The following is an 18,520-nucleotide window of genomic DNA, read 5'->3' as shown; positions in this document are numbered from 1 at the left end:
GGCGCCTCACACCCTACTCCTCGCCGTCCGCCTGATCCTCGACGCTCGCCGACAGCTCGTCCACGTGGGTACGGAGCATCGCGAGCGTCGCGTCCGCGTCGGCGTACCCCTCGTCGTAGTCGTCGAAGGCGGCCGTCGCCCGGTCGAGAAATCGCTCTACCGCCGCGTCGGTCGGCTCGTCGGTCATGGGTCACGCTCCGCCGGCGAGCGGTTTATGTCTCCCGGCGGGGAGCGCGCGGCGACCGTCAGCGCCGACGGAGGGCGTACGTCGTGTAGCCGACCGCGACGACGAGCGCGCCGTACAACAGCGTTCCGAGCAGGGCGGGCGACGCGGTGACGTACTCGCCGAACGGGTCGGTCAGCGCCAGCACGGCCACGATGAGCGCGGCGGAGATGGCGATCCCGACCGCGCCGAACGTCTTGAACGCCGCGTCGAGGTCGAATCCACGCGATCCCGGTTGGTGGCTCATACCCCTTCGTACGCGCTCAGGTTATAAATCCGTCCGACTGGATTCTCAGCCTCGGGGAACGGTGGTGACCGGACCGCCGGGGCTGTGAGCGCGGTTTACTATTATCATTGATAATTTGCTCCGAGGCGTTTTAGCCCTCGGTCGAAACCGGTGCGACATGACGCAGACGGGACCCACGACGCTCTCTCGACGGCGGCTCGCCGCCGGTCTCGGGGGGGCTGTGGCGGGCGCGCTGGCCGGGTGCCTCGGCGACGAGGCCCCCGGTTCGGCGTCGATAGACACCGGCAACGACGAACCGGCGGACGACGAGGCCGACGGGGGAGACGCGATCCGGAACGCGGCGGACGCCAGCGCGACGGTCGGGATGATCTACGCGCTCGGCGGGCTAGACGACCGGTCGTTCAACGACGCCGCGAACCGGGGCATCCAGCGCGCGCGCCTCGATCACGACGTGGCGTTCGCGAACGAGGAGCCGACCTCGATCCCGGAGTTCGAGACCGCGCAGGACGCCCTCTCGTCGTCGACCGACCCCGCCTACGACCTGATCTGCTGTATCGGCTTCCTCCAGGCGGACGCGCTCTCGACGGTCGCGGGCGAGCACCCCGACCAGCGGTACGCAATCGTCGACTCGGTCGTCGACCGCGACAACGTGGCGAGCTACGTGTTCCGCGAACACGAGGGGTCGTTCCAGGCCGGCCACCTCGCCGGGCTGGTGACGGACCGCGACGTGTCCGTCGGCGCGGGGTCGACCGTCCCCGACGAGCGGACCGTCGGCTACGTCGGCGGCGTCGACTCGCCGCTCGTCCGCAAGTTCGAGGCCGGCTACCGCGCCGGCGTCGACCACGCGACCGCGGACGTGTCGGTGCTGTCAACGTACCTCGGCGCGTTCGACGACCCCGAGGGCGGGTACGCCGCCGCCGCGGAGATGTTCGAACAGGGGGCCGACGTGGTGTACCACGCGGCCGGCGGGAGCGGACTCGGCGTGTTTCAGGCGGCCCAGGAGTACGGCCGGTACGCGATCGGCGTCGACTCCGACCAGTCGCGCAGCAACCCGCGGTACGCCGACGTGATCCTCGCGTCGATGGTGAAGCGGGTCGGCACCGCGGTGTACGACGCCGTCGAGGAGACGATCGACGACGACCTCGCCACCGGCTCCACGACGGCGCTCGGGCTCGCCGAGGACGGCGTCGCGCTCGTCTACGGTACGACGCTCGGGCCGGTGATCCCCGACGACGTGCGCGCCGCGATCGTCGACTCCGGCGAGCGGATCGTCGCCGGCGACCTGTCGGTCCCCACGGACCCGGAGGCGGTGAACTGATGGCACCCGACTCGTTCGAGCGCCTCGTGCGCGCGGTCGGGCGGCTCCTCCCGAACGCGGTGCGCCGCCGGTACGCCGCGAAGTTCGCGCTGGCGTTCCTCGTGGTCGCGGCGGTCGTCGTCGCCGGGGGCGCGTTCACCTACCTCCAGACCGAACAGACCGTGGAGTCGGACGCGACGACGCAGCTCGCCGAGACCGGCGGCCTCCAGGCCGACGCGATCGGGTCGTGGACCGAGCGGATGAGCACCGAGACGCGGTCGATGTCGGCGGCCGACGCGCTCCGGTCCGACCGGCGCGCGCCGGCGTACGTGCTGTTGAAAGACCAACTGCTCTCCGAGGACATCGTTAGCATCCACCTCGTCGACGCGGCGCAGGACCGGGTCGTCGCCAGCACCGAACGCCCCTTAGAGGGGCGCGCGCCGAGCGACCTCGACGCGCCGTGGAGCGACGCGGACGTCCCCGAGGGGGTCGGCGAGGACGACCGGGTCTGGCGGTCGGACCGCTCGTACCGGTCGCCCGTACTCAACGATCGCCCGGTGATGGCGTTCGCCAGCTCGGTGCCGCGGGCCGATGGCCGGTACCTCGTCGTGGTCACCCGCATCCAGCCGCAGCTCGAACGCATCCAGAACAGCGACACCGGGGAGGAGACGATGATCCTCAACGCCGCCGGGCAGACCGTCCTCGACATCGACGGCACGGTCGACGAGGCGGAACACGCCGACGGCGTCGAGGCGATCCGGGAGGGCAACGCCACGACCGCGACGCGGATCGGCGACGGTCAGGTCCACGCGTACGCCTCCGTTCCCGACACCGACTGGGTGGCCGTCACGAGCGTCGACCAGTCGACCGCGTTCGCCGTCCGCAACGACGTGGGGAACTCCGTGCTGCTCCTCATCCTCCTCACGCTCGCGTCGCTGGGCGTCGTGGGCGCCGTCCTCGGAACTCGAACGGTGCTCCCGCTCTCGCGGCTCCGCAACCGCGCCGAGCGGATCGAGTCGGGGGACCTCGACGTCGACCTGTCGACCGGACGGATCGACGAGATCGGCCGCCTGTTCAGGAGCTTCGGGGAGATGCGGGACTCGCTCCGGGACCGGATCGCCGAGGCCGAGACCGCCGCCGACGAGGCCGAGGCGGCCCGCGAGGAGGCGGAGGCCGTCACCCGCGACATGGAGGCGCGTGCGGCCGACTACAGCGAGGTGATGGGCGCGGTCGCGGACGGTGACCTCACGCGCCGGATGGACCCGGACGCGGACCGCGAGGCGATGCGCGAGATCGCCGAGGAGTTCAACGACATGGTGGCCCAGCTGGAGCGGACCACCGCGCGGGTCGCCGCCTTCGCCGGCGAGGTCGACGGCGCGAGCGCGGAGCTCGCGGCCGGCGCCGACGAGGTCGAGACCGCGAGCGGGACCGTCAGCGAGCAGATTCAGGAGATCGCCGACGGCGCGATCAGTCAGGACGAGCGCCTCGACGAGGTGAGCGACGAGATGAGCGACCTCTCCGCGAGCATCGAGGAGGTCGCCTCGTCCGCCGCGTCCGTCGCGGAGACCGCCGAGGCCGCCGCGGAGCGCGGCGAGTCCGGCCGCGAGGCCGCCTCGGAGGCGCTCGACGAGATGGACGCGATCGAGGCGCGCTCCGCGGCCGCGGTCGAGCAGATGGAGGCGCTCGACGAGCGCATGGACGAGATCGACGAGGTGGTGGAGTTCATCACCGACGTGGCCGAGCAGACGAACATCCTCGCGCTGAACGCCTCGATCGAGGCCGCCCGCGCCGGCGAGGCCGGCGAGGGCTTCGCGGTCGTCGCCGACGAGGTGAAAGAGCTCGCGGAGGAGACGCAGGAGGCCGCCGCCGAGATCGAGTCGCAGATCGCGACCGTCCGCGAGGAGACCGACGCGACGGTCGATGACATCCGCGAGACAAACGAGCGGATCGACGAGGGGGCGGACACCGTCCGCGAGGCCTCGTCGTCGCTCGAAGCGGTCGTCGACGCCGTCGAGGAGACGAACCACGGCGTTCAGGAGATCAGCGAGGCGGCCGAGGACCAGGCGCGGTCGACGCAGCGCGCGGTCGAGGGCGTGGAGGACGTCGCCGAGGTGAGCGGGGAGGTCGCCGCCGGCTCCGAGCAGGTGTCCGCCGCCGCAGAGGAGCAGACCGCGACCGTCGCCACCATCGCGGAGAACGCCGACCGGCTCCGGGGACAGGCCGAGTCGCTCTCCGAGTCGGTCTCCGCCTTCGATGTCGATGTCGACCCCGAGGAAATCGAGGGCGCGGAGTCCGACGGCCTCGACGGGGCCGAGGGCGACGACGCGGTCGGAGGCGACCAGCGACGCGACGCCGGGAACGGGACCGTCGGGGACGCCGACGGATCGCCGTCCGGTGACGGGCTCGCCGCCGACGGCGACGGGCGCCCCCCGTCGTCGGACGAACGTTAGCCCTGCTTCGGGCTCGCTATTGACGAACGAGCGCGAGGGCGACCTTTCGACTGCGTACCGACGAACGAGCGTTACTCCCCGCTCTCCGGGTGTCCCTCGACGATAGCCACGCCGGACGACGCGCCGATCCGCACCGCGCCGGCGTCGAGCATGGCCGTCGCCTCCTCGTAGGAGCCCACGCCGCCGGAGGCCTTCACGGGAAGGTACTCGCTCATCAGCTCCACGTCGGGGACGGTCGCGCCGCCGTCGGCAAACCCGGTCGACGTCTTCACCATGTCGGCGTCGGCGGCGACCGCGGCCTCGCACGCGCGGCGCTTCTCGGCGTCGTCGAGGAGGGCGGTCTCGATGATCACCTTCACCGGGACGGGCACGGCCGCGACGACGTCCGCGAGCTCGTCGGCGACCGCGCCGCCGTCGCCGGCCTTCAGCCGGCCGACGTTGATCACGAGGTCGACCTCGTCCGCGCCCGCCTCCCACGCCGTGACCGCCTCGTCGCGCTTGACCGTCGGGTCGTGTTGCCCGTGCGGGAACCCCACCACGGTGGCGATCGCCGCGGGCTCTGCCTCATACTCGGCCGCTTCGGCGACGTAGCACGGCGGGATACACGCGTTCATCCCGTGCGCGGCGGCCTCGTCGAGAACGGTCCGCACGTTGTCCCAGGTCGTCTCCGGACCGAGGACGGTGTGGTCGATGCTGGCGGCGAACTCGTCGCGGTTCATGGGTCGACCGTCGCGCGCGGCAGTAAAAGGCGTGCGGGGTCGGCGCGACCGACTTGACGACCGGTCGCTCCGGCACGAACGGGAGCGCGTTCGGAACAACGAGGGAACGGAACTCGCGGGGAGGGGGCCCGGCGCGATGCCGGTCCGTCGCGACTACGGGGCTCGGAGACCGAGGGTCGCGGGCCGAGCGCGGCGGCGTCAGCTCTCGATCTCGATCTCCGTGCCGCTGACGGCGCTCTCGACGGTCACGGGGAGCCGCACCGTCAGGATGCCGTTCCGGTATTCGGCCTCGATACCGTCCTCGTTGATCGCCTTCGGGAAGCGGAACCGACGGTGGTACGTCCGCCGGGTCCCGCGGTGTTCGTCCTCGTGTTCGCCGGCGACGTTAAGCACGCCGTCGTTCCACGAGGCGGTGATCTCCGACGGGTCGAACCCCGGAAGCTCGACCGACAGGACGAACTCGCCGTCCTCCTCGTACAGTTCGTAGTCGTTGCTACCGGATTCGAACAGTCTGCTCGGGAAGTCGAGTCCCTGTGTCCACGTGTTCGCTGGCTCGAGCATGGGCATCGCTGACCACCTCGAACTCATCTAATTATAGGGTTGCGATTCTATAAAAATCTAACGTATCTTGGTGTTGAGTCTCACACAACGGTCGACGGCCCGTCCCACCGAGCGGCGCTCCGTACAACTGCGCCGACGGATCCGGTCGCCGTCTCAGGCGCCGTCTGGCGAACAAGAGTTAGAGATTTCTCCAACGTTCGCGCGTTCGCCACGAATTTATTCCGTCCGCGTGCCACCGGGAGGCATGGATCGCGACACCGCCACGCCTGCCGTCGCCGACCTGCCGGGCGAGCGCGCTCGCGAGTGGGTCGATTACCACCACGAGTCGGCCGCGCCGAGCACCTACGTCTACGAGTTCGTCTGGGACCGCACCGCCCCCGCCGAGGGCCCGTTCTGTACCGACGTCGACGGCAACGTCCTCATGGACTTCACCAGCCACGTCGCCGCCGCGCCGCTCGGGTACAACAACCCGCTGATCATGGACCGGCTCGCGGAGTTCGACCTTGTCGACCCGCTGAAGATCGCCGGGCAGGACTTCTACGCGGCGGGCGGCCCCTCACCCGGCGACGGGATCCCCGGGGCTTCCGGGCTCATGGACCGCCTGACGGACCTGACGAGCCACTACGACATGGACACCGTCTTCCTCTCGAACTCCGGCGCCGAGGCGGTCGAGAACGCCATCAAGATCGCGTACGACGCCTCGGACGGCGCGAAGTACGCCATCACCTTCGACGGGGCGTTCCACGGGCGGACGCTCGGCGCGCTCTCGCTCAACCGCTCGAAGTCCGTGTACCGCCGCGACTTCCCCGAGGTCAGCGGCGTGATGGACGTGCCGTACTGCGACGACCGGACCTGCTCGCCCGAGACCTGCTCGTGCGGCTTCTTCGCCGACGGCGTCTCCCGGCTCCGCCGGAAGCTCGACCCGGAGCGCGGGAACGTCCACCCGGACGACGTGGCCTACCTCATCCTCGAACCGATCCAGGGCGAGGGCGGCTACCGCTTCCCCTCGGACGCGTTCACCGACGAGATCGCGGCGCTCGCCGACGAGCACGACATCACGGTCATCGCCGACGAGATCCAGTCCGGGGTCGGCCGCACCGGCGAGATGTGGGGCTCGGACCACTACGCGTACGACCCCGACGTGATCACGAGCGCCAAGGGGCTCCGCGTGGGCGCGACCGTCTCCCGGAGCGACGTGTTCCCCGAGGAGAGCGGCCGCCTCTCTTCGACGTGGGGTGCCGGCGACCTGATCGCCTCCGCGCAGGGCGCGCTCACGCTCGACGCCATCGAGGAGGCGAACCTCATGGACAACGCCGTCGTCCGCGGTCGGCAGTTCAAGGAGACGCTGCGCGACGCCGACCTCGACCCCGTCGCGGACGTCCGCGGGAAGGGACTGCTGCTCGCTGTCGAGTTCGACACGAAGGAGCGCCGGGACGCGGTCGTGGAGAACGCGTTCGAGCGCGGGCTCCTCACGCTCGCGTGCGGCCACAAGGTCCTCCGGATCCTCCCGCCGCTCGACGTCACCGAACGCGAGATCGACCTCGGCTGCGACCTCCTCACCGACGCGATCGCGGACACGGCCTGAGCCGCCGGGGAGCGAAACCGAGCCTCAGCGGTCCGCGTACCACTCCGCGAACTTCTCTAAGGCTCGCCCGCGGTGCGACACCGCGTTCTTCCGGTCGGTGTCCATCTCCGCGAACGTCTCGCCGTCGTGTTCGAAGATCGGGTCGTAGCCGAAGCCGCCGTCGCCCCGCGGCGCGACGATCCGGCCCGGGACGTACCCCTCGAACAGCTTGACCGGGAGCGGCTCCGCGCCGGCTCCGGCCGCGCCGCCCTCGCCGTCGCTCCCGCCCTCGCCCGCCGCGTCCGGTCCCGCCGCCGCGGCCGCGTCGCGGTCGCCTTGGTCGACGGGGTCGGGGCTCGCGGCGAACCCCTCGCCGTCGCAGTAGCCGAGCGTACACCGGAAGGCGGCGCGGCGGTCGTCGAGTTCGCTCGCGACCTCGTGGACGCGCTCGATCCCGAGCGTCTCCTCAACGTACGAGGAGTACGGGCCCGGGAACCCGTCGAGCCCCTCGACGAACAGCCCCGCGTCGTCGACGAGGACCGGGGCGTCGGCGTGGCGGTACGCCTCCCGGGCCCCCTGGGCCGCGATCGGGCCGAGGTCGTCGGCCTGGACCTCCGTGTAGTCGAAGTCGAGTCGCTCCACCGAGCCGTCCGGGAGGTACCGCTCCGCCTCGCGGACCTTCCCCGGGTTCGTCGTCACGTACCTGAGCACGGATCCACGTGGGTGCGCCCGCGAGGAATAGCCGTCGGTCGCCCGCAGGGAATCGACCGACTCCGGCAGTACGTTTTTGTCGCCTCGGCGACAGCAGTCGCGCATGGCCCTCCCCACGTTCGAGAAGAAGCGGCTGATCGGTCTCATCGCGATCCTCTCGTTCGGGCTCACGTCGCTGTCCGCCGTCCTCCTCCCGAGCCCGGTGGCGCCGCTCGGACCGGCGATTTTCATCACCGGCTTCTTCATCCTGATCCCGCTGGTGGTGGTGCTCGGCGGGGACTTCCCGCTCGTCGCCGCGGACGATGCCGACGCAGGATCGGCGTCTCCTTCCGCCGAACGGCCCGTGGCGGCGCTGCGGGAACGCTACGCGAACGGCGAGATCGACGAGGCGGAGTTCGAGCGGCGGCTCGACCGGCTGCTCGCGACCGAAGACCTCGACGAGCGGTTCGAGCGAACGTCCGCCGGGTTATCCGACCGGTCCGGCGAGAACAGAGCACGCGAGTACGAACTGGAGTGACGCCGGCCGGCCCGACGCGGCAACTCCCGCTCAGGGGTCGACGCGGGCGATCCACGCGTCCGGGTCGTCCAGCTCGTCGCCGGTCGGGAGGTTCTCGGCGCGCTCCCACACCGCGCCCGCGGCCTCGATGCCGCGCTCGTCGGCGACGTGCCGGAAGAACGCGGCCCCGCGCTCGTACTGCCGCCGCTTGAGGCCCAGTCCCAGCAGGCGCTGGGCGAGCCGCCGCACCGGGCCGCCCCCGCCTCGACGCTCGTCCAGCTTCGCCCGGAGGTCCGCGTACTCGCCGTCGAACGCGCGGTCCATCAGGACCTCGGCGTACCCCTCGACCGCCGTCATCGCGGCCTGGAGCTCCGCGAACGCGTCGGGGTCGAGCCCGCGACTCACGCCCCCTTCGCCGCCGACCATCCCCTCGACGCCGCGCTCGACGCGCGACTCGAGGTACTCTGGGAGCCACGGGGCCGCGCCGAACTCGGCGGCGTGGGTCACCTCGTGGAACGCGATCCACCGCCGGAAGCGGGGGTAGTCCACGTCGAGCGCGCTCGCGACCGCGACGATGTTCGGGTGAACGAAGTAGAGACCGTGGTCGGCGTCCGGCTCGTCGGCGAGGAGGAGGGGGTCGTACTGGCCGAGGACGTTCCGCGAGAGGAAGCCCAAGGCGAACGCCATCGACCCCGTGTTGGCGACTCGGCTGACGTCCTGCGCGAACGCGGGGCCGCGCTTCGCGGGTGTCGCGTCGAACGTCCCGTCGGGTCCGCCGGGGTCCGCCGCGGCCGCCTCGATCGGGTCCATCACGCGCCGGAACGTGCCGACGCTCGCGTCGATCCAGTGGTGGCGGTTCTGTACCTCGACGGTGTCGGGCACGTCGAACTCGATCCCGGCGACCTCGGTGAGCCGCGAGCGGGCGTCGCGAACGTCGGCGGCGTACCCCGCGCGCTCCGCGTCGGAGATCGCGATCGATCCGGGGTCCGTGGCCTCCTTCGCGGCCGACGCGGCCCGATCCCAGTCGACGACGCCCGGTCCCTCGGCCTCGGCGACGGCCCGGACGCTTCGGAGGATGTCCATACGGACCGGACGTGCGGGCGACTCAAAGCGCTTGTGTCGACCGATCCGCGCCCCGGCGGACTCGCCGGCGGTCCCGGCGCCGAACGCCGACACCGACGTTTTCTTCCCGGCCGCCCCACAGCCACCGAGCATGGACGACACGCGCCGCGCGTTCCTCGACGACCTCCTCGCGACGCCGAGCCCCTCGGGCTTCGAGACGGCCGCCCAGCGCGTCTGGACCGACTACGTCCGCGCGTTTGCGGACCGGGTCGACACCGACTCGTACGGCAACGCCGTCGCGGTCCACGAGGGCGACCCGGACGCGCCGACGGTCGCCGTCACCGGCCACGCCGACGAGATCGGGTTCATCGTCCGGGACGTGCTCGACGACGGCTTCCTCCGGATCGGGCGGATCGGCGGCGCCGACCGCACGGTCTCGAAGGGCCAGCACGTCACGGTCCACGCCGACGAACCCGTTCAGGGCGTGATCGGCCAGACCGCGATCCACCTCCGTGACGGCGACGAGGAGTACGAGGATATCGCCGGGCAGTTCGTCGACATCGGCGCCGCCGACGCCGACGCGGCGCGCGACCGCGTCGAGGTGGGCGACCCGGTCACGTTCTCGACCGGGCTCCGCGACCTCGTCGGCGACCGGATCGCCGCCCGGGGGGTCGACAACCGGGCCGGCGCGTGGGCGGCCGCGGAGGGGCTCCGGCGCGCCGCCGAGGCGGACGTCGACGCGACGGTGTACGCGGTCTCCACCGTTCAGGAGGAGGTCGGGCTCCAAGGTGCGCGAATGGTCGGCGTTGACCTCGACGACGTCGACGCGTTCGTCGCGGTCGACGTCACCCACGCGACCGACAACCCGGACGTCGACCGCGAGCGACGCGGGCCGGTCGAACTCGGCGCCGGCCCGGTGATCGGCCGCGGGAGCGCGAACCACCCGGTCCTCGTCGACCTCGCGCGCGACGCGGCCGCCGACGCCGGCGTCGACGTCCAGATCCAGGCGGCCGGCACCCGGACCGGGACCGACGCTGACGCGTTCTACACGGTGCGCGGCGGGACCCCCGCGCTCAACGTCTCGATCCCGAACCGCTACATGCACACGCCGGTAGAGGTGATCGACACCGCCGACCTCGACGGCGTCGCCGACCTCCTTGCGGCGCTCGCCGCGGCCGCGGGCGACCGCGAGGGGGCGACGAATCCGTTCGCCGTCGACGTCTGAACCGGCCGCCGTCGGTCCGCTCGGCACGACAAACCGGGGCACGGCGGCGTCGAAACGGAACTGTTTTACAATCGTCTTTCCTACCGTCAATTGCGACGAAAGACGTGCTCTGGTGGTGTAGTCCGGCCAATCATATCACCCTCTCACGGTGATGACCTGGGTTCAAATCCCAGCCGGAGCATTTCTCTCTCGATGCGACCGAACCCGATCAGTACCGGCCGTACTCGACCGCCCGCCGTCGGTCGACGCATCGCTCCGCCTCCGTCGGTCGACGCATCGCTCCGCCTCCGTCGGTCGACGCATCGCTCCGCCTCCGCCGGACCGATCGGCCACCGTTCGAGGTAGCGGCAGGTGTTGAGACGGCGTCCGGGTTTTAGCTGGCGGCGCGCGAGCCACGGCGTATGAGCGACGCCGCACGCCCCGCCCCCACCGCCGACGAGGCGCTCCACACGACCGTCGACCTCCCCTTCGAGGACGCGGTGCCGTTCGTCCAGCTCGAACACGAACTCGCCGACTTCGAGACCGTGCGCGTCACGCGGCTCGACGAGATGATCGAGGGGATGCTCGGCCACGACGACGCCGAGCGGACCGCGCTGATCGTCGTCTGTCACCCCGAGATCGCGTCCGACGCGCTGCGGATCGACCCGACGCTCGCCGGTATGCTCCCCTGTACCACGGTCGTGTACGAACGCGCCGGCGACGACCGCGTCCACGTCCACCACGTGTCCGCCACCAAGGCGATCCGCGACCTCGGCTGCGCGTCGGCGGCCGGGGCCGACGAGGGCGCGGTCGAGGACCTCGTGGCGAAGACCGGCGAGCTGATGGCCGTCGTCTGGGAGAACATCGAGCGGCACGGCCGGGAGTAGCCTCGGACGGCTCGGCCGCGCTCACCGGTTCAGCCGCCACCGGATCACCGCGGCGGCGACGAGGACCGTCCCGAACGTGACGACCCCGGAGATCAGCGCGCCGCGGGCGCTGTTCGCGCCCGTCGCGAACGCGCTCACCGACGCGGAGCCGCCGACCAGCGCCGCCCCGCCGGCTACCCCGCCGAACCCGATACAACAGAGGCTCAACAGGCCGACCGCGGACAGCGACCCGAGGATCCCGTCGTCGCTCATCGCTTCCCTCACCGCGGGCGACGGGGAAATAGGTGGTGGGGTCGGGCGCGACTGGCGCCCCGTCGTCGGGGGGCGGCCGGCGTCGCTCGTCGGCGTCCCGCGGCCGTGGTCGCCGCCCAAGCGAGGGTTTAATTCCGACAGCGCGCGAGGGCGTCGTGTGGACCCGAGCCGGATCCCCGCCGAGTTCCCCGCCCCGAGCTTCCGCGGCGCGCAGGAGCAGGCCCTCGCCGACATCCGCGACGCGTTCGCCGCCGGTAACCGCGTCGTGTTAGTGCGCGCGCCGACGGGCAGCGGCAAGTCGCTGCTCGCCCGGGCGATCATGGGCGCGGCCGAGACCGCGGGCGAGGCGGCCCCCAGCGAGGCGACCGGCGCCTACTACACCACCCCGCAGGTGTCGCAGATCGACGACGTCGAGGCCGACGACCTCCTCGACGACCTCGCGGTGATCCGCGGGAAGTCGAACTACGACTGCGTGCTCCCCGGCGAGCACGACACGCCCGTGAACCGCGCGCCCTGCGCGCGCCAGCAGGGGTTCGACTGCTCGATCCGGCACCGCTGCCCGTACTTCTCCGACCGGGCCATCGCGTCCGGCAACCGCTTCGCGGCACAGACGTTAGCGTACTTTATGCGCACCGCCGGCTCCGAGGTGTTCCGGAAGCGCGACGCCGTCGTGATAGACGAGGCGCACGGGCTCGCCGAGTGGGCCGAGATGTACGCGACGATCGAGATATCGCCCGACCGCGTCCCGGTGTGGGACGACGTCGGCGTCCCGGACGTCGCGGCCGACGCCGGCCCCGAGGAGGACGCGGTCGACCGGACCGCGCGGTTCGTCGAGACGCTCCGCGACGTGGCGATCCGGGCGAAAGACGAGCTGGTCGGCCGCCCCGAGCTCGACCGCGAGGAGGTCGCCCGGCGCGACCGGCTCCAGGAGCTCATAAGCGAACTGGGCTGGTTCCTCGAGGACTATCGCGACATCGAGTCCCCGACCTCGTGGGTCGTCGACCAGCCGGGCGGCGAGGGGTCGGCCCTCGATATCAAACCGCTCGACCCCGCCCGGTACCTCCGGCACACCGTCTGGGACCGGGGGAACCGGTTCGCGCTGCTGTCGGCGACCATCCTCTCGAAGGAGGCGTTCTGCCGCGGCGTCGGGCTCGACCCCGCCGACGTCGCCCTCGTTGACGTCGAGCACACGTTCCCGCTCGCGAACCGCCCGCTGTACGACGTGACGCAGGGGTCGATGACGTACGAGAACCGCGACGAGACGGTGCCGAAGATCGCCCGGCTCATCGTCCGGCTGATGGCGGAACACCCCGACGAGAAGGGGCTGATCCACGCGCACTCGTACGACATCGCCGAGCGGATCACCGAGCGGCTCGGCGAGTTCGGCGTCGCCGCGCGGGTCAGGCGGCACGACAGGCAGAACCGCGACGCCGAACTGGAGGCGTGGAAGGCGAGCGCGGACCCGGAGGTGTTCGTCTCGGTGAAGATGGAGGAGGCGCTGGACCTGAAGGGCGACCTCTGTCGCTGGCAGGTGGTGTGTAAGGCGCCGTACCGGAACACGAACGACTCGCGGGTCGCCCGCCGGCTGGCGGACGGGCAGTGGGCGTGGTACCACCGGACGGCGCTGCGCACGGTCATCCAAGCGTGCGGGCGAGTCGTCCGCGCCCCGGACGACTACGGCGCGACGTACCTCGCCGACGACTCGCTGCTCGACCTCTTCGACCGCGCCGCGGCCGACACGCCCTCGTGGTTCCGCGATCAGGTCGACGCGATGACGACCCCGTCGCTCCCGGCGTTCGACCCCGACGCGGCGCTGGCGGGTATCGACGCGTCGGCGGCGAACGGTGCGCGGAGCGGACGGCGGCGGAGCCGCCGCTCGGGTGGGTCGAGGGGTTCGGATCGCTCGTCGCCTGCCGACGGCGATTCCTCGGTCGGCGACGGGGACGCGACCGCCGACAGCGGAACGACCGACGACGAGTCGGTCCGGACCCGCTCCGAGCGGGACGCGGAGCGACGGCAGAACCACCCGCTGTCGGACGTGTGGGGCGACGGCTGACGAGGCGCTATCCAGACGCGGCCGTCACAGCAGCGAGACGCCGTACGCGACCATGGAGCTCACCATGAGAAACGCGAAGAACAACGCCATGAGCTGTTGTCTGTCCATATCGGCGTTCGACCGCAGAGGCGTATAACTCCTGCGGGCGAGCGACGACGACGCGTGCGTCATATTACCACCTCCGAGCCGATCGTTCGTCAATATATATCGTATAAGGTGTATCAGGGGCCTGAATGAAGTAGTAACCTTCATAATCCCTCACGCGACTACTGGATGTATGGCCACGAACGGGCTGTCGAGTGCGCTGACGCTGTACGGTGCGCGAACCCTGACGCTGTCGCAGGCGGCCGCACAGGCAGGGCTCAGCGAGGCCGAATTCATCGAGCAACTCGAACGCCGCGGCATCGAGGTAACGGAGTCCGAGCGCGCCGCCGCGCTCGGCCGCGAGCAGCCCGCCCGCGCCGACTGAGCGGTGTCCCCCGCGGTCGGGGATGCCGACGCGTCGACGGTTTTCGCGACGCCGTCTCACGAACGATCAGTTCTACGGCCCTCCAGCCGTCCTCGTAGCGCGTTCGGTCCGGCTCGCAGCGATCCCTCAGTTGCCGCTCCGAGCCGACTCCGCGGTCCGTTCCGCCTCGTCGTCGGGCACGAGGTGGACCTCACCGCCGTGTTCGAACGCGAGGACCACGTCGGCGTCGCCGTCGACGAACGCCGGGTTCGGGACGGTCTTCGCCTCGTAGGTGACGGGGTCGAGCACCTGGATCGCGTTCTCGTCTTCGACGGTCACCACGGTGGTCTCCGTCGCGTCCGCGCGGGTCCCGAGCCGGGTCGCGTCGGGGGCCTCCGCGTCCGCGAACGCGGACGTGTACTCCGCGCCGCTCGCGAGCCGGATCCCCTGGAGACGGCCCGAGACGCCCGTGACGAGGACCGGCCCGTCGCCGTCCTCGGGGTCGACGATCTCGCCCTCCGCGTACTTCGGGAGCCGCACCGCGAACGTGACCCGGTACACCTCGTTGCCGTCGCCGTCCTCGGTGACGAGCGTCGGATACGACTCGAAGCTCCCGCCGAGCGACTCGGTGATCCGCGTCGCCACGTTCTGCGCGAGCCGGTTCGAGGAGAGCTTGATGTCCGGCCCGTCGTCCGTCTCGTTCACCTCGGTGATGAACGCCTCGCGGTCGCCGTCGGCCTCCTGGTCGGCGACGTACGACTCCGCGATGTCGAGCGCCTCGGCGCGCTCCGCCGGGGTGAGGTCGCGCTCGTCCGCGCGGACCTGAACGATCCCGGCGTAGTAGCCGCCGGCGATGCGCCCGCAGCGGTCGCAGGTCCCCCGTGATATCTTCACGGGGACCGTCACCTCCGCGGAGCGGAGGGTCCCGCGGACGACGCCCGAGAAGCGGCAGTGCATCCGGACCGTGTTCTCGTCGACCTGCTCGGGCTCGACGCCCCACTCGACCTCCTCGGCGTCGACGTGGACGCCGAGCGCCTCCGCGACCTCGTCGACGGCGACGTCGGTGTAGTCGCGCGCGCCGACGTCGCGCCACGACTCGCCGCGCCTGACGGCGCCGCAGCCGGAACAAACCAACACCTCGATCCGGTCGGGGGCGTCGACCAGGTCGAAGTCCTCGAAGTAGCAGTCGTCGCAGAGCAGCGCGTCTCGCCCGCGCGGCTCGCCCGGAAGGGGGTCGCGCCGCTCGGGGACCGGGTCGCCGCAGCGCGGACAGAACTCCCGCGACTCGCTCATTACCCGCGGCTACGCCGAGGGCCCGTTTAAACGACGCGGACCGTCCCCGTCGGCGTCGACGGTTCTGCGGGCGGCTCCGGCCGTTCCGCGCGGGTCGCGACCTCCGAAATGGTTTTTCGCACGGACCGAGAACGGGTGCGTATGAGCGGTAACCCAGACGACGAGCGGCTCGAAGAACTGCGCGAACAGAAGATGGAGGAGCTTCGCGAGCGACAGGGCGGCGAGGGCGACGCCGCGGAGGCCCAACAGCAGGCCCAAGAGCGCGCCGAGGCCCAGCAGGAGGCGGTGCTGAAACAGTACCTCACCGACGGAGCCCGCCAGCGCCTCAACGCGGTCGAGATGTCGAAGCCGCAGTTCGGCGAGAAGGTGAAGAAACAGGTCGCCGCGCTGGCGCAGAGCGGACGCATTCAGGGACAGATCGACGAGGACCAGATGCGCGACCTGCTCAAAGAGCTCCAGCCCGAACAGAAGAGCTTCGACATCCGCCGCCGGTAGATGGAGCTCGCGCTGCTGTACAGCGGGGGGAAAGACTCCTCGCTGGCCGCCCACCTGCTCGACCGGTTCTACGACGTCCGCTGTGTCACCGGGAGCTTCGGGCTCACGGACGACTGGGAGCACGCCGAGCGGGCGGCCGGCGAACTCGGGTTCCCGTTCGAGCGGGCCGACCTCGACCGCGAAGTGGCCGAGCGCGCCGCCGAGACGATGGTCGCGGACGGCTACCCCCGGAACGGGATCCAGCGCGTCCACGAGCACGCCCTCGAGACCATCGCCGCGCTCGACGTCGACGCCATCGCGGACGGCACCCGCCGCGACGACCGCGTCCCCACGGTGTCGCGGGCGCAGGCGCAGAGCCTCGAGGACCGAAACGGGATCGACTACATCTCCCCGCTCTCCGGGTTCGGCCGCCACGCCGTTGACCAGCTCGTCGAGGCGACCTTCGATGTCCAGCAGGGACCCAGCGAGGAGGTCCCCAAGGCCGACTACGAGGACGAGCTCCGGACGCTCATCGCCGACGAGTACGGCGAGGGCACGGTGGGAGAAGTGTTCCCGGACCACGACCAGACGTACGTCCACGGCCGGACCGACTGACTCCCGCAGACCCGGAAGCGCCGGAACTCCTTTCGACCCCGCGGTCGTAGCGTCGGGCATGTCATCCGACCGAGTCGTCGACCTGCTCAAGACGGCGTACGCCGACGAGATCGAGACCGTGATGAACTACCAGACGAACGCGATCGTCCTCGACGGCGTCCGGGCCGAGGAGATCAAAGAGAGCCTCAAACAGGACGTCCAGGAGGAGCTCGGCCACGCCGAACAGCTCGGGCAGCGGCTCAAACAGCTCGACGCGCGGCCGCCCGGCTCCGCCGAGTTCACCGCCGGGCAGGAGTCGCTCCAGCCGCCCGAGGACTCGACGGACGTGTTGGCCGTCATCAACGGCGTGCTCGACGCCGAGGAGGACGCGATCGCGACGTACCGCGACCTGATCGACGCCGCGGAGGCGGCGGACGACCCGGTGACCGAGGACCTCGCCGTGACGCTGCTCTCGGACGAGGAGGCCCACCGGACCGAGTTCCGCGGATTCCAGAAGGAGTACCAGCGCGAGTAGACGGCCCGCGGAGCCGCCGCCCCTCGGCCGCGACCGCGCGCCGATCCCGGCTGTCCCGCCCCGAAGGGATGCTTTCAAGCGGGCGCTCGCCGAACCGGCGTCCATGTACGACGGCCTCAAAGGCTTCCGCGACTTCTACCCCGGCGAGCAGTCCGCCCGCCGCGAGGTGACCGACGCGATCGAGGACGCGGCGGCCCGCCACGGCTTCCGCGAGATCGCGACGCCCGCGCTAGAGCGGACGGAGATGTACGTGGACAAATCCGGCGAGGAGATCGTCGAGGAGCTGTACGCCTTCGACGACAAGGGCGGCCGCGGCGTCTCGATGACGCCGGAGCTCACGCCGACGGTCGCGCGGATGGTCGTCGAGAAGGGCCAGGAGCTGTCGAAGCCGATCAAGTGGGTCTCCACCCGCCCGTTCTGGCGCTACGAGCAGGTCCAGCAGGGCCGGTTCCGCGAGTTCTACCAGACGAACATCGACGTGTTCGGCTCGTCGGCGCCCGAGGCCGACGCCGAGGTGCTCGCGACCGCCGCCGACGCCCTGACCGACCTCGGACTCACCGGCGACGACTTCGAGTTCCGCGTCTCGCACCGCGACATCCTCGGCGGTCTCGTCCGGTCGCTCGCCGCCGACCCCGACGCGGTCGACACCGCCGCCGCGATCCGCGCGGTCGACAAGCGCGCGAAGGTCGACGACGCCGAGTACGTCGGACTGCTCTCCGACGCGGGCCTCGCCCGCGACACCGCGCGCGACTTCGACGACCTCATCGCGGGGGTGGAGACCGTCGACGACCTCGACGCGGTCGCCGAGGCGGGCGACGAGTCGGTCGAGGCCGCGGTCGAGAACCTCCGGAACGTCCTCGCCGCCGCCGCCGACTTCGGTGCGGGCGAGTTCTGCGACGTGTCCCTGACGACCGCCCGCGGGCTCGACTACTACACCGGGGTCGTCTTCGAGTGCTTCGACTCCACCGGCGAGGTGTCCCGCTCCGTCTTCGGCGGCGGGCGCTACGACGACCTCATCGAGAGCTTCGGCGGCCAGCCCACCCCCGCGGTCGGGGTCGCCCCCGGCCACGCCACTCTCAAGCTGCTCTGCCAGCGCGCCGGGGTCTGGCCGGACGAGGAGCTCTCGACCGACTACTACGTGCTCGGCGTGGGCGACACGCGGGGCGAGGCGGCCGCGCTCGCGAGCGACCTCCGCGCGCTCGGCGACGACGTGGTGGTCGAACAGGACGTCTCCGACCGCTCGTTCGGCGCGCAGTTGGGCTACGCCGACTCGATCAACGCCGAGACCGTGGTCGTCGTCGGCGAGCGCGACTTAGAGAACGGCGAGTACACGGTGAAGGACATGGAAAGCGGCGACGAGACGACGGTGCCTGTCGAGGAGTTCCCGCCCGAGGAGGGGCTCCCGACGTACGAGGACTACGAGTAGGCGCGTCGGTCGCGGCCTGAA

21 protein-coding genes and 1 tRNA gene are annotated in these 18,520 nt (G+C 71.2%); 13 read left to right on the top strand and 9 right to left on the bottom strand.

Annotated elements, in window-relative coordinates:
- Window positions 1-13: 13 nt before the first annotated feature.
- Window positions 14-187 carry a hypothetical protein gene (locus EXE52_RS18440; protein WP_167373077.1) on the bottom strand — a complete coding sequence of 58 codons (174 nt, stop codon included), beginning with the start codon at window positions 185-187 and terminating at the stop codon, window positions 14-16.
- 58 nt (window positions 188-245) lie between these two features.
- Window positions 246-470 (bottom strand): hypothetical protein, encoded by a 225-nt coding sequence (locus EXE52_RS04720; RefSeq protein WP_089308286.1) that lies wholly within the window; start codon window positions 468-470, stop codon window positions 246-248.
- Between the two features lie 157 nt (window positions 471-627).
- Here EXE52_RS04720 and EXE52_RS04715 point away from each other — a divergent pair, with 157 nt between their 5' ends.
- Window positions 628-1,788, top strand: coding sequence for a BMP family protein (locus EXE52_RS04715; protein ID WP_089308285.1), 1,161 nt, complete (start codon window positions 628-630; stop codon window positions 1,786-1,788).
- Complete coding sequence (locus tag EXE52_RS04710) at window positions 1,788-4,217, top strand: methyl-accepting chemotaxis protein (RefSeq protein ID WP_089308284.1); 2,430 nt, start codon at window positions 1,788-1,790, stop codon at window positions 4,215-4,217. Before EXE52_RS04715 ends, EXE52_RS04710 begins: the two co-directional genes overlap by 1 nt.
- Window positions 4,218-4,288: 71 nt before the next feature.
- Here EXE52_RS04710 and deoC read toward each other — a convergent pair whose 3' ends face one another.
- Together deoC and EXE52_RS04700 are read right to left on the bottom strand one after the other, a co-directional pair.
- The gene (gene deoC / locus EXE52_RS04705) at window positions 4,289-4,936 is read right to left on the bottom strand and encodes a deoxyribose-phosphate aldolase (RefSeq protein WP_089308283.1); all 648 of its coding nucleotides are present in this window, start codon (window positions 4,934-4,936) and stop codon (window positions 4,289-4,291) included.
- A 198-nt stretch (window positions 4,937-5,134) separates the two neighbouring features.
- Window positions 5,135-5,497: an Hsp20/alpha crystallin family protein gene (locus tag EXE52_RS04700; protein WP_089308410.1), complete on the bottom strand. Its 363-nt coding sequence runs from the start codon at window positions 5,495-5,497 to the stop codon at window positions 5,135-5,137.
- Window positions 5,498-5,741: 244 nt separating this feature from the next.
- Here EXE52_RS04700 and EXE52_RS04695 point away from each other — a divergent pair, with 244 nt between their 5' ends.
- Window positions 5,742-7,082 (top strand): aminotransferase class III-fold pyridoxal phosphate-dependent enzyme, encoded by a 1,341-nt coding sequence (locus EXE52_RS04695; protein ID WP_089308282.1) that lies wholly within the window; start codon window positions 5,742-5,744, stop codon window positions 7,080-7,082.
- A gap of 24 nt (window positions 7,083-7,106) precedes the next feature.
- Here EXE52_RS04695 and EXE52_RS04690 read toward each other — a convergent pair whose 3' ends face one another.
- Window positions 7,107-7,772, bottom strand: coding sequence for a non-canonical purine NTP pyrophosphatase (locus tag EXE52_RS04690; protein ID WP_049930492.1), 666 nt, complete (start codon window positions 7,770-7,772; stop codon window positions 7,107-7,109).
- A 103-nt stretch (window positions 7,773-7,875) separates the two neighbouring features.
- Between EXE52_RS04690 and EXE52_RS04685 the strand changes: the two genes are divergently transcribed.
- Entirely contained in the window at window positions 7,876-8,289 is a 414-nt protein-coding gene (locus EXE52_RS04685; RefSeq protein WP_089308281.1) for an SHOCT domain-containing protein, read from the top strand.
- Window positions 8,290-8,319: 30 nt separating this feature from the next.
- On the opposite strand, the gene EXE52_RS04680 is transcribed toward EXE52_RS04685, so the two are convergent.
- Window positions 8,320-9,351 (bottom strand): zinc-dependent metalloprotease, encoded by a 1,032-nt coding sequence (locus EXE52_RS04680; protein ID WP_086215679.1) that lies wholly within the window; start codon window positions 9,349-9,351, stop codon window positions 8,320-8,322.
- Window positions 9,352-9,481: 130 nt separating this feature from the next.
- Here EXE52_RS04680 and EXE52_RS04675 point away from each other — a divergent pair, with 130 nt between their 5' ends.
- The 3 genes from EXE52_RS04675 (at window position 9,482) to EXE52_RS04665 (ending at window position 11,421) form a co-directional block, all read left to right on the top strand.
- Window positions 9,482-10,555 carry a M28 family peptidase gene (locus EXE52_RS04675; RefSeq protein WP_089308280.1) on the top strand — a complete coding sequence of 358 codons (1,074 nt, stop codon included), beginning with the start codon at window positions 9,482-9,484 and terminating at the stop codon, window positions 10,553-10,555.
- A 106-nt stretch (window positions 10,556-10,661) separates the two neighbouring features.
- Window positions 10,662-10,736, top strand: a tRNA-Glu gene (locus tag EXE52_RS04670).
- A 220-nt stretch (window positions 10,737-10,956) separates the two neighbouring features.
- Entirely contained in the window at window positions 10,957-11,421 is a 465-nt protein-coding gene (locus EXE52_RS04665; RefSeq protein WP_086215672.1) for a DUF302 domain-containing protein, read from the top strand.
- A 21-nt stretch (window positions 11,422-11,442) separates the two neighbouring features.
- Here the strand turns inward: EXE52_RS04665 and EXE52_RS04660 are convergent, their stop codons facing one another.
- Window positions 11,443-11,673, bottom strand: coding sequence for a hypothetical protein (locus tag EXE52_RS04660; protein WP_049930499.1), 231 nt, complete (start codon window positions 11,671-11,673; stop codon window positions 11,443-11,445).
- Window positions 11,674-11,830: 157 nt separating this feature from the next.
- Here EXE52_RS04660 and EXE52_RS04655 point away from each other — a divergent pair, with 157 nt between their 5' ends.
- Window positions 11,831-13,729 (top strand): helicase C-terminal domain-containing protein, encoded by a 1,899-nt coding sequence (locus tag EXE52_RS04655; protein WP_089308279.1) that lies wholly within the window; start codon window positions 11,831-11,833, stop codon window positions 13,727-13,729.
- A gap of 24 nt (window positions 13,730-13,753) precedes the next feature.
- Here the strand turns inward: EXE52_RS04655 and EXE52_RS18245 are convergent, their stop codons facing one another.
- The gene (locus tag EXE52_RS18245) at window positions 13,754-13,900 is read right to left on the bottom strand and encodes a hypothetical protein (RefSeq protein ID WP_155120030.1); all 147 of its coding nucleotides are present in this window, start codon (window positions 13,898-13,900) and stop codon (window positions 13,754-13,756) included.
- A 106-nt stretch (window positions 13,901-14,006) separates the two neighbouring features.
- Between EXE52_RS18245 and EXE52_RS04650 the strand changes: the two genes are divergently transcribed.
- Complete coding sequence (locus EXE52_RS04650) at window positions 14,007-14,198, top strand: UPF0175 family protein (protein WP_017344020.1); 192 nt, start codon at window positions 14,007-14,009, stop codon at window positions 14,196-14,198.
- A gap of 126 nt (window positions 14,199-14,324) precedes the next feature.
- Here EXE52_RS04650 and EXE52_RS04645 read toward each other — a convergent pair whose 3' ends face one another.
- A complete protein-coding gene (locus tag EXE52_RS04645) occupies window positions 14,325-15,470 on the bottom strand; it encodes a 60S ribosomal export protein NMD3 (protein WP_049930503.1) in 1,146 nt (381 codons plus the stop codon).
- A 141-nt stretch (window positions 15,471-15,611) separates the two neighbouring features.
- Here EXE52_RS04645 and EXE52_RS04640 point away from each other — a divergent pair, with 141 nt between their 5' ends.
- The 4 genes from EXE52_RS04640 to hisS all read left to right on the top strand — a co-directional run bounded on the left by EXE52_RS04640 (window position 15,612) and on the right by hisS (window position 18,499).
- On the top strand, window positions 15,612-15,965 hold the full coding sequence (locus EXE52_RS04640) for a DNA-binding protein (RefSeq protein WP_049930504.1): 354 nt from the start codon (window positions 15,612-15,614) through the stop codon (window positions 15,963-15,965).
- A complete protein-coding gene (locus EXE52_RS04635; RefSeq protein ID WP_089308278.1) occupies window positions 15,966-16,559 on the top strand; it encodes an alpha hydrolase in 594 nt (197 codons plus the stop codon).
- A 58-nt stretch (window positions 16,560-16,617) separates the two neighbouring features.
- The gene (locus EXE52_RS04630) at window positions 16,618-17,073 is read left to right on the top strand and encodes a DUF892 family protein (RefSeq protein ID WP_049930507.1); all 456 of its coding nucleotides are present in this window, start codon (window positions 16,618-16,620) and stop codon (window positions 17,071-17,073) included.
- A gap of 103 nt (window positions 17,074-17,176) precedes the next feature.
- On the top strand, window positions 17,177-18,499 hold the full coding sequence (hisS, locus tag EXE52_RS04625; protein ID WP_049930508.1) for a histidine--tRNA ligase: 1,323 nt from the start codon (window positions 17,177-17,179) through the stop codon (window positions 18,497-18,499).
- The last annotated feature ends 21 nt before the right edge of the window (window positions 18,500-18,520 follow it).

The organism is Halorubrum sp. CGM4_25_10-8A, from assembly GCF_005435025.1.
GTDB classification, from domain to species: Archaea; Halobacteriota; Halobacteria; order Halobacteriales; family Haloferacaceae; genus Halorubrum; species Halorubrum ezzemoulense.
The sequence above is the reverse complement of the archived record's forward strand: the minus strand, read 5'-3'. Positions and strand labels throughout refer to the sequence as shown.